4 protein-coding genes and 1 CRISPR repeat array are annotated in these 12,616 nt (G+C 34.3%); all 4 genes read right to left on the bottom strand.

The window, feature by feature from the left end:
• Nucleotides 1-25: 25 nt before the first annotated feature.
• Nucleotides 26-3,904: a Pls/PosA family non-ribosomal peptide synthetase gene (locus prwr041_RS03965; RefSeq protein ID WP_207155068.1), complete on the bottom strand. Its 3,879-nt coding sequence runs from the start codon at nucleotides 3,902-3,904 to the stop codon at nucleotides 26-28.
• Nucleotides 3,905-4,811: 907 nt separating this feature from the next.
• Nucleotides 4,812-10,618: a CRISPR direct-repeat array (repeat unit 30 nt; unit sequence ATTTCAATTCCATAAAGGTATGATTAAAAC).
• Between the two features lie 216 nt (nucleotides 10,619-10,834).
• A complete protein-coding gene (cas2, locus tag prwr041_RS03970) occupies nucleotides 10,835-11,098 on the bottom strand; it encodes a CRISPR-associated endonuclease Cas2 (RefSeq protein WP_207155069.1) in 264 nt (87 codons plus the stop codon).
• A complete protein-coding gene (gene cas1b, locus prwr041_RS03975) occupies nucleotides 11,098-12,102 on the bottom strand; it encodes a type I-B CRISPR-associated endonuclease Cas1b (RefSeq protein WP_207155071.1) in 1,005 nt (334 codons plus the stop codon). The genes cas2 and cas1b overlap by 1 nt, the downstream gene beginning before the upstream one ends.
• Complete coding sequence (cas4, locus tag prwr041_RS03980) at nucleotides 12,099-12,611, bottom strand: CRISPR-associated protein Cas4 (protein ID WP_207155073.1); 513 nt, start codon at nucleotides 12,609-12,611, stop codon at nucleotides 12,099-12,101. Before cas4 ends, cas1b begins: the two co-directional genes overlap by 4 nt.
• Nucleotides 12,612-12,616: the final 5 nt, after the last annotated feature.

Genomic DNA, 12,616 nt, shown 5'->3' on the forward strand with positions numbered 1-12,616 from the left:
TAGATGAGACTATTTTCTAAGTCATTTATACTTTGTTTGCCGGAGCACCGATGTATCTGTTATCAGCAGACAGTGTCTCATTCTTCATCAATACAGACAGTGGATCAAGGATAGCATTCTTTTCCATCTTTGAATCATAAAGCACAACCGACATACCACCAACAGAACAGTTTTCTTCCATCGTTACATACGACATCTTCATCACACGATCCTCAAAGAGGTGAGTCTGCATGGTACAGTTGTCGTTAAGGGCAACGTAGTCATCTACATGTATCAGGTCAAACTCTGTAATCTGGGTTGTAAACAGACAGGTTCGTTTACCAATCTTACAGCCAAGTAGTCGAAGTGGATACTTTATGAATGGTGTTCCTGTAAGGATGTTCAAGCAAAACAATACCAAGAAATTCTCATACAGACCGGTGATAAGTTCGCTACGCCATACAAATCCGCTCCATAAAGGTTTGTTTTGTGGCACGTATTTTCCAACGATGACCCATTTCAGCAGTGCTGTGATAAATACACCGATGATTGATGCACCAATGTAGAGTAATGGGAACCATAATATTAGTTCACTAAGAGACCTCTCAATCTGCATGTAAGAAGTTACATCAGTGATGATACCCGCCATGAAGATGAAGAATGTTGATGGCAGGATAACACGGAAAAACTCGATGAAATATCGGTAGCAGAACAGTTTCTTTGAAGGTTTATAAGTGCGTTCTGACGAGAAATCATGATTCACATCCCTTCGTGGCAGGAATACCGCAGGTGATCCAAACCAGTTTGTGCCATCTTTTGCAGGCAGATTCTCTTCCTTCATCTTTGAAAGTACACCCACAAGCACATCGTCTCCTAGCTTGGTTCCCGGACTCATTACGGCACTATTGCCTACGAATGTACGGTTTCCAATATATGTTTTGGCAATCTCAATATAGCCGTTACGAACATACGATGCTCCCACTGAAACAGAATCGGCAAGGAAACATTCATCTCCCGTAACAAGTAAGTCTGGAGAAATAAACTCTACGGTAGATATTTCCACACGCTTTCCCATCTTTACACCTAGCATCTTGAACCACTTTTGCAGGTAGAGCGTTGTGTAAAGTGTACCTATTACCTGCAAGCTCAACTTCATCAACTGGTCAAAAAACCATTTCTTATAGTAGAAAAGACTGTTCACCTTGTAGCGTCCTTCCTTGATATTGCCCAGAAGCAACCATTTGAATATTGCAATAATCACTGTCAGAAGCACCACGAATGAAACACCAATCAGTAGTGTTATCCATGCAAAATGCCAGATACTGGAAACATAATTGATGTGAGCCACTGCCAACATACCAGGGAAGAAAGCCACCATCGTGATAAGTGGAATGATGAAAACAGATGCCAATGAAAGCAACGTAAATTTCGGAGACCATAGTTTGATCGTCTCTTTCTTTTCGTTGATCCCTATTTTGCGTGGAGGTGAACCACCCCAGTTCTCGTTAGCAGGTATTGTTGTACCTTCAGGAATCAGTGTCAAGTCTTCTATCGAACTGTTTTTACCCATTTTAGAATTATGTGCCAGACAGCATCTAGTTCCTACAAAAGCATTGTCTTCCAGTTCTATCGTGCCTATCTTTAGCCAACCATCTTCAATGGTATATCCTCTCAGGTGTGTATCCGTACAAATACTTACATTATCGCCTATCTTCACAAGGTCGAATGCGTCAATGGCTGATGTATTGATATAGGTATTATTTCCTACTTTTGCACCCATAAACCGCATAAACCAGTTCATGATGGATGTTCCTGTAAAATATATCACAGGACAGATAGCTGTAACCTTACCTACAATCCAGAAGCGGAAGTAGTAACTACCCCATAGTTTGTATTTGCCTGGGCGTATTCGTCCAATAACAATCCATTTAAATAGAATAGAGAATACCGTGAGGCAGGGCAGAATCAGGAAGTATGACATCAAACTGATATAGATAGAGTCAACCATTCCATAGTCAGCTGAATAGAAATAAGAATAGACAAAGAAAGGTCCTAGCCATTCCAATCCGAACAATAAGGTTAGGAATACCAGTGAGATGCCCTGAGATAAAGAGCAAAGATAATATTTCCATGTTGGCACCTTGTATATATCCCTCTCCTCTTTCTTCTCATCAGCTGCGGGACGTTTGCCCTCCAGTTCCTTTGCAAGATCTGAAAGCACCGGAAATTTGTAAACATCCACCACAGACATATTCTCAAACATCTTCTGTTCTCTCATCTCCGACACGACAATCGCAGCGAGCAGCGAGTGCCCTCCCAGATCATTAAAGAAGTGATCGTCCATTGAAATGTCATCACGCCCAATGTTCTTGGCAATAACTTTAACCATAGACTTCTCCAGTGGTGTTGAAGGTTGAATGATATCTCTGTCTTTCGAGAAACTCAATGGAGTTTTAGGAGCCGGCAATCTCTTGCGGTCTATCTTCTGGCTCGATGTCATTGGCAGTTCGCTTATCTCATCGAGCGTTGATGGAATCATGTAATAAGGCAGTAACAACCTCAACTGCTTGGCTACGACGGCACGGTCTACCGTCTTTCCCGCACGTAACACAACGAAAGCTGCTAACTGTTGAGTCGCATTATCAAGTGTTACCGCTGCCGCCTGTATGGCATCATTCTGCATCAGCAGTCCTTCTATCTCAGCAAGTTCCACACGGAATCCACGTACTTTCACCTGTGCGTCGGCACGTCCAATAAACACAAATTCGTGATCCTTATTATATTTAGCCAAATCGCCAGTGCGATAATATCGTTTCATCTTACCGCAGTAACGTTCGGTAGTGATAAATTTCTTTGCTGTGAGGTCGTCACGGTTTAAATAGCCACGAGCTATACAGTCACCACCAATAAGAATCTCACCCTCCTTGTCAGTCTCGTCAATCACGTTCATCTCTTCATCCACCAAGAGAACTTCATATCCGTCCAAGGCTTTACCGATGGTAACCTCCTGACAGGGTTCAAGAATAGAATATGTGGCAATCACCGTTGCTTCTGTAGGACCGTAAGTGTTGTACACCATACGACCCTTTTTACACCAACGGTTGGCGATATCGCGGGAGCAAACCTCACCGCCAAATATCAGTATTCTAAGATCTGGAATATCATCTTTTACCATCGACAACAATGTTGGCGCACAAGATAGGAATGTAATACCCAGATTTTGCAGTATAGAAGAAAACCTGTCGCCAGAGCGCATGATGTCGAATGTACCAATCACAAGAGTGGAACCTGCCGATAACGGTACCCAGATTTCTTCCACAGAGGCATCAAAAGATACAGAAAATCCCTGTAAGGCTCTGTCGGTTTCGTTGATTGGGTAAATCTTTCTTGCTCCGTTAACGTATGTCACGGCGTTTTTATGCATCAGCAGCACCCCTTTAGGCTTACCCGTGGTACCTGATGTATAGATCATATAGCATAGATTATCCTCACTTCTTCCATCCACGATGGGTTTTGTGTCAGGATAATCGTCTAGCTCTGTTCTCTGTTTGTCGATATTGAATATTGGGAATGATGACAATTGATCACCTATTCTATCCAATATCTCATTAGAAGTAATAAGCAGTTTGGCATCAGCATCCTCCATAATGAAGTTAACTCTGTCTGCAGGAATCTCGGGATCGAGCGGAATATATGCCGCACCAGTTTTGAGAATGCCAAGCATGGAGATGATTACTTCAGCGCAACGTGGCAAGAGGATTGTGACTTTGTCTTCAGGACCTATCGACAAACCTTTAAGGTAGTTTGCCAATTTGTTTGCTAACTGTTCAGCATCAATATAGGTATATCGTTTTTTACCTTCTTCAATTGCTATGTTATTGGGGAACGTTTTTGCGGAATTTTCAAAGAAAGAATCTAAAAACATACAATAATATTTTTATAAATTTGTATCAAAATTGTATCGCCATATTTGATAGTTTGATACAAGTTTGTATCATCTACTGCAATCTATGTCAATCATGAAATATTAATCGTGGCAAAGATAGGAATTAATATCAGAATTCATTTGTTTAACGGATATTTTTTTAAGATATTTCATCTTTTGTTTAAAAAATGGTAACTAGAGCGAAAGGGACCGAGGTACACCTTATTACTTGTCACTAGAAACTGGTAAGGAATCCAAGGAAGACTGTTCATATTTAGCTATCGTTTCTATGATTGCTATATTGCTCAAAATGTCGGATGAATAAAATTATTTGATGCCTATAACATCAGTTAGGGATTGGTCGTATTAATAATAGGTAGAATATAATACAAACCGATTCCCTATCGGCTTTACGTTTCAATTCACTAAAATGAGTTCGGTAATTGGATATCGCAAAATGCGATATCCAATTATATCATGATGGTAGCTCACAAATTAAATGCAGCAGCGTAAACAGTATGTTCCCCCGCAGATAGCGCAGATTCCCACAGAGCACAACACTAGCAGATGAATTAATTTGCTTTAGCAGATAGTACAAATACATATAGAGAAAAGAAAATCTACGGGAATGTACTAAGTTTCAATAGCATGTATTTCACACTTTAGTTTATTTTACTATTGAATTTGCAAACAATAGTATTGCAAATATGCATGTAAAATAAAACATTATAGGTATTTTGCCCTTTAAACTAGGATAAAAACTACGAATAAGTCCGGCATTTGCAAATAGTCACAAGTCTTTCATAAACAACAATAAATTATTAGACGCCTATAACATCAGTTAGGGACATAAAAGAAACAGATTATAGAAACTTCAAACTTGAAGTCACAATATATGACTTCAAGTATTTAAATTCCATATAGGTACGATTAAAACGCCAGTGCAAATTTGAACTTGGCGAGCAGTATGTGAAATTTCAATTCCATATAGGTACGATTAAAACAGCGTAGCGAGAGCGTTGTTTTCTTCTATCGTAGATTTCAATTCCATAAAGGTATGATTAAAACGATTTTGCGCCAAAGTTGCCGAGGTCGTTGCCGTTATTTCAATTCCATAAAGGTATGATTAAAACAATTTAGCCGCTGCGGTAAACTTCGCATAAGCCGTATTTCAATTCCATAAAGGTATGATTAAAACTATAGCCGCCATCGAGCGACAAGCCCTTTAAGTGTAATTTCAATTCCATAAAGGTATGATTAAAACTTTCTTTGCTCAGGAACAGATATATGGAACTCCTATATTTCAATTCCATAAAGGTATGATTAAAACTATTCAACAGGATTTCCTGATTACCTTGTAAGCGGATTTCAATTCCATAAAGGTATGATTAAAACCTTAGGCAAATTATCTGCAAGCCTAGTTTCATAGAGATATTTCAATTCCATAAAGGTATGATTAAAACTCCAATAAAGGTACTTGCAGTCATAGTAGTAGCACATTTCAATTCCATAAAGGTATGATTAAAACCGTCACTACTCTTCTTAATGCGCAGATTAAGAATATTTCAATTCCATAAAGGTATGATTAAAACAAGATGTTAAGAAATGGCTTAAAATGATGCATGTATTTCAATTCCATAAAGGTATGATTAAAACTAGCGAATTGATAGCACTTAAATCAATATTTTTCTATTTCAATTCCATAAAGGTATGATTAAAACTTAAAAAGGGGTACATAACTATTTACCAACGCCGAATTTCAATTCCATAAAGGTATGATTAAAACCCCGAAAAGGTTGATGAAACAAAACCTACTGTAAGATTTCAATTCCATAAAGGTATGATTAAAACCCCGAAAAGGTTGATGAAACAAAACCTACTGTAAGATTTCAATTCCATAAAGGTATGATTAAAACACAGAATACCGAACGATATTATTATTTCATTGCTATTTCAATTCCATAAAGGTATGATTAAAACACCAACCACAGCAGCCACCTCAAAATCCACCGATATTTCAATTCCATAAAGGTATGATTAAAACGCTATAATTGTTACTATTCCCAAAACATCTCCATCGATTTCAATTCCATAAAGGTATGATTAAAACTTGCACTTTCTCCGTACATAAACAAATTATCTGCATTTCAATTCCATAAAGGTATGATTAAAACGCTTCTTCTATTGTCATATTGTTTATATTTTATTTATTTCAATTCCATAAAGGTATGATTAAAACATAGTCTATATATGTTGATATAACCCATGCTATATATATTTCAATTCCATAAAGGTATGATTAAAACAGAAGTCACGGATAGTTTTAACCGTTCCGTCTGCATTTCAATTCCATAAAGGTATGATTAAAACATAATGGCGCTACATATAACAGTCAGCTTACTGTATTTCAATTCCATAAAGGTATGATTAAAACTTAAAGACGCAAATTATAGAGACTCCGGGACTACTATTTCAATTCCATAAAGGTATGATTAAAACTTAATCTCTGCAATAATTGCCTCTGCCATTGTGCATTTCAATTCCATAAAGGTATGATTAAAACTCCCGACTTCAATTTTATGACAGCCGACACCATGAATTTCAATTCCATAAAGGTATGATTAAAACAATCTTTACCGTTTTTGTCTCCTCCTCTTCCTTCATTTCAATTCCATAAAGGTATGATTAAAACTCTATAGAAAAAGATGGTGCTATATATCAGGCAGATTTCAATTCCATAAAGGTATGATTAAAACGATTAAGTCCCTTGTTCGCTGCAAATCGTTCTAATATTTCAATTCCATAAAGGTATGATTAAAACCGGTACCGTCGTATGCCAATACTCTAGCACCGTAATTTCAATTCCATAAAGGTATGATTAAAACACGAATCCAGCAGATGCCGTGAACTCTGTCATGTATTTCAATTCCATAAAGGTATGATTAAAACAAGCATTGCAGCGACAGCAAGAACTTAATAAAACATTTCAATTCCATAAAGGTATGATTAAAACTACTGAAGAGCAAGATGTTAAGAAGAGTATAATGAATTTCAATTCCATAAAGGTATGATTAAAACTCTTAGAATTTTTTAGGTTCTCCTATTTTTCTTCATTTCAATTCCATAAAGGTATGATTAAAACCGGCTCGACACTCTGCTCACAACATTCCCTATATTATTTCAATTCCATAAAGGTATGATTAAAACTGGATGATTTCAATGTTCGTAGAGATTTTGATCTTGAATTTCAATTCCATAAAGGTATGATTAAAACTCTTTGTACTCAGCAGGTATCTCACATTCATCTATATTTCAATTCCATAAAGGTATGATTAAAACAAAGAAAAAAAGAACTTTTTAAAGTCCCTTTTAATATATTTCAATTCCATAAAGGTATGATTAAAACGTTTAAATGTTATAGGTGGAGAGCCAATTTCTGAATTTCAATTCCATAAAGGTATGATTAAAACCATCCCATACGGCATCCTTTAACTGGGATAGGAGATTTCAATTCCATAAAGGTATGATTAAAACACCATCCAAATTATCTTCTCAACAAGAAAATGTGATATTTCAATTCCATAAAGGTATGATTAAAACTAGAAGACAATGAAAAGGTCAATGACTTTGCAACATTTCAATTCCATAAAGGTATGATTAAAACTAAATATTCTTGCATCTGCTTGATGTTCTGAAGGGAATTTCAATTCCATAAAGGTATGATTAAAACTAAAAAAACATTGCATGCAATATTCTTACGATTCAACATTTCAATTCCATAAAGGTATGATTAAAACTAAGTAAGGTGTCGCAATTCTCGACTCAAAAATGATTTCAATTCCATAAAGGTATGATTAAAACCAAGAAAGCAACGAATAAAACTTTTGGCTGCACAATTTCAATTCCATAAAGGTATGATTAAAACTTGGCGATGAAGTCGGAGGGTTACTTAATATATGATTTCAATTCCATAAAGGTATGATTAAAACTAAGCAAGCCGCAGTAGTTACAGAAACTAAATTTTCATTTCAATTCCATAAAGGTATGATTAAAACAAATATTTTTATTATTTGATTTAAGTTCTATTTCATTTCAATTCCATAAAGGTATGATTAAAACTCTCTTGCAGCGCATGGATATTGCGATTGTTATTTATTTCAATTCCATAAAGGTATGATTAAAACTTAATTCCACTAGGGGATTACCTAGACATAATAAATTTCAATTCCATAAAGGTATGATTAAAACTATTGGGGCTTTAGCGACAACCCACCGCATACACCATTTCAATTCCATAAAGGTATGATTAAAACTTAGACGCTCTGATTGGTAACATTAAACCAATCGGATTTCAATTCCATAAAGGTATGATTAAAACTAAACTTTTAATCATGTTTGTTTGCAAAGCTAATATATTTCAATTCCATAAAGGTATGATTAAAACCACCCTCCTAGCAAGTAGTCCCATCGTTCAATTATATTTCAATTCCATAAAGGTATGATTAAAACAATATAGACCTAGCGAAGATAAGACCCCTTCTCAATTTCAATTCCATAAAGGTATGATTAAAACGGTAAATATGGAACATTCTTCGGTTCAGTAGACCCAAATTTCAATTCCATAAAGGTATGATTAAAACCCCTCTCGGTAGTAGCCCTTACGACTGTTGCTTGCATTTCAATTCCATAAAGGTATGATTAAAACGTGTTTTGTTAATGTCTTATCCATGTCGTTTAATGATTTCAATTCCATAAAGGTATGATTAAAACATTTATCAATTTTCCTTCAGCAGTTATTTGAGCAATTTCAATTCCATAAAGGTATGATTAAAACCGTCTCATATCCTCAAGTTCGTATTTATACAAATATTTCAATTCCATAAAGGTATGATTAAAACAAATTGTTGGGCAGTATCCGCTGCACCTCGGTTTGATTTCAATTCCATAAAGGTATGATTAAAACGATGTTTCTATGTTCTCAAAGTCACCTCTAACGCATTTCAATTCCATAAAGGTATGATTAAAACACTCGCAATGAAAGAATAGTCTTAGCATCTACGTTATTTCAATTCCATAAAGGTATGATTAAAACTTGTGGCATAGAATATCCGTGCGGTGTTCTTCTTATTTCAATTCCATAAAGGTATGATTAAAACTTATGGTCGGTAATCCGTCTATCGTGTAGACTTTAATTTCAATTCCATAAAGGTATGATTAAAACTTAAGTAAACTTATTTGTGAATAAGTGATAAAACCATTATTTCAATTCCATAAAGGTATGATTAAAACAATTGTACTTTGTATATTGATATCATTTAATTCTATTTCAATTCCATAAAGGTATGATTAAAACTAGTAACTAATTACAATGAAGTTATTAAGATAATTACATTTCAATTCCATAAAGGTATGATTAAAACTTAATTACAAGGATAGCGATGGTAATATACTTGAATTTCAATTCCATAAAGGTATGATTAAAACAATAGCGTTTATACAGGAACTCTTACAGCCAATCAAGATTTCAATTCCATAAAGGTATGATTAAAACAGTTCTCCAATAGATTTACCTGTCTGCTTTGATAATTTCAATTCCATAAAGGTATGATTAAAACGGTTCGAGTCCTGAAGTGGCTCACTTATTTTATAATTTCAATTCCATAAAGGTATGATTAAAACTCTACTGGCAAAAAAGTTACATTAGTTAATGCCCAATTTCAATTCCATAAAGGTATGATTAAAACGTAAAACTAACCGAAGTTAAGAAGTGGCTCAAAAATTTCAATTCCATAAAGGTATGATTAAAACTCTTGTAATGAACTACATCACCCGTAGCCTCGTGTATTTCAATTCCATAAAGGTATGATTAAAACTTCCTGTAAATAGTTGTGATGCCAAATCAGAAGATTTCAATTCCATAAAGGTATGATTAAAACTACTCAATCTATTCAAGGTTGCGAGATTGTTACAGGATTTCAATTCCATAAAGGTATGATTAAAACGGCACTGATTCTAGTGCAAGCATCGGTACTATTGCATTTCAATTCCATAAAGGTATGATTAAAACTTAGTGCCAAAATCAAAGAGTTGGGACTATCTTAATTTCAATTCCATAAAGGTATGATTAAAACTATTTATTAAATTGTTAATACTATGTTGTCGATGATTTCAATTCCATAAAGGTATGATTAAAACTGTAAGACTATTAATATATAATAGATATAATAAGATAGATTTCAATTCCATAAAGGTATGATTAAAACTTAAAAATGAGAAAAACGCTAGTGTTGCAATAAAATTTCAATTCCATAAAGGTATGATTAAAACAGCCTATTAATTAAAGACGGTAACAATATACTAGATTTCAATTCCATAAAGGTATGATTAAAACTAAATCTTTCCTTTTTCTGTTTTCTTTTTATCCAATTTCAATTCCATAAAGGTATGATTAAAACCTCTCTAAGAGTTCCATTAGTAGGCATATAACCGATTTCAATTCCATAAAGGTATGATTAAAACGTTTCATAGTTGTATTGTTTAAATAACTAGTTAAAATTTCAATTCCATAAAGGTATGATTAAAACCATTATATTCTGATTTAGCTAGGGCGATTTCTTTTATTTCAATTCCATAAAGGTATGATTAAAACATATTAAGAAGCAAAGGATGGGAAGTAATTCCTATATTTCAATTCCATAAAGGTATGATTAAAACCCTATAAGTCAAAATAGGGGAATCCTTATTATAAGGACTTTTTATAGTTTGCAAAGATACAAATAATCATTGAGAATATGTCGATGTCTAATAACATATTTTTATATAGGAGATCGACATATGCCCTATTTATGGGGTGTTACAATATGTCAAAGAACGAAAAAGGAAAAAGCATAAACTTGAAAATTTCCGTTTAACAAGGCATCGACATTTTTCTTACAAGAAATTATCAAGTTTCATTCTTTCTTTTCCAACTATAATCTTATCCATATAATACCCCGTACGGTTGCTGAATATGATCATACTATCTTCAGTAATATCCATTATTGATTTTGCAAATATACTCAATTCTTTTAATTTAACCTCAGATATTTCACCTTCAAAAACAGAATTCTGAATCCAGTTAAGATACTTACGACATAATTTAAGCATCTTACCAACACGCTTTTCACCAATATCATACACTAATATTACATACATTACCAATACATTTTAAAAGGTTTATACTCTTCTAATCCAAGTAAATCTTTTAGAAGCTTATAGCATTCTAGCTTTATTAGATGCTTATAACTCACATTTCTACCCAAAGAACGATGCTTAAAAGTTTCTTCATATCGCTCTTCCATAGCTTTCACATAAATTTTCTTACCATTCTGATTTAGCAAGCAACTATTAAGCTTATGATCAAAATGTTGTTCTTGTATAAGACGTTTATTCAACACTTTAAAAATCACTCGATCAACTATTATTGGTTTAAAAATCTCAGAAACATCTAAACATAATGAATAACGTCGCTCACCTGGCGTATGAAGATAGCTTATTGTAGGATTTAATTGAGTTTGATGTATCGCACGCAAAGTCTCAGAATAACACATCATATTACCAAATGATATAAGAGCATTAACTTCATTCTCAGGAGGTTGCTTCGTCCTAGAGCTCATATTAAAGTCATTAAGTATGATATCAAAAGCAGTATAATATTCTTGTCTTATCAAACCTTCTATACCCATTAATTCAGGGATTGTATCTGTATTAGGTATAATCTCAGCTAATGACTTCATTTTAGCAATTTGCTCGTCAAGCTCCTTTCCTCGTCTATTGTAATAGTTCAGGTTCATTAGCATATTCCATACAGCAGCATCAATAAACTTATGAGCAATTTCAACTCGTTTTCTCTTATTTTGATATGCTGCTGTTTGAGCTAACAGAACTTTTCCTGAAAGTAATGTATCACGTGGCATAAAACTACCCGTATAATTCTCATAATAGTCAAAGAAGTGCACTGCAATATCTTTCTGCCCAAGAAAATTATATAAAGAGCTACTAGCACGTAGACTACCAAAAACATAAAATTCTGAGACATCTTCTACGGGTAAATATCTCGGCTGCATAGGATTTTCCTCAGAATCAAAAGGTGTAAATTTTAAAGTATTATCTTTCCTTTCGAGCATGCCAGGATTAAATAAATAAAAAGTCTTTTTCATTCTTCAACTTCTTTAGTGAAACAAAATTCATAATAGCTACAACTCTTGCATATACCTTTCTTTTGTAAAGGAGGACACTCTTCGCTAGATATAATTTTATCGATATCTGCAATTATTTCCTTTATCCTATCCCGATCAACATCACTCAAAACAACAGGCTGTGTTTTTCTCAAGGTTGGATATTCAAGAATTCCTTTCACATCGGTCACCCCATGCTGTTCAAACACATACATATAATACTTAAGTTGCCATTCATGTGCCTGTTCTATCTTATTCGATCTTTTTATTTCATGAATAACTTTATTCTTAGTATCATAATAGTCTACCTTTATACCGTCGATTTCTATTTCTTCATATTTGGAGGAACGCAGTGGATAGCTATCCTCATGAATGAGTTTTCCGTCATACACGATATCTGACGTATGTTCAAACCGTATTTGATTGGCATGCAACCATAATTCACGTTTGCACACATTATATATATTGATGTAGGTGGCATTGATGTTCATAGTTA

The sequence above is a fragment of the Prevotella herbatica genome (assembly GCF_017347605.1).
GTDB classification, from domain to species: Bacteria; Bacteroidota; Bacteroidia; order Bacteroidales; family Bacteroidaceae; genus Prevotella; species Prevotella herbatica.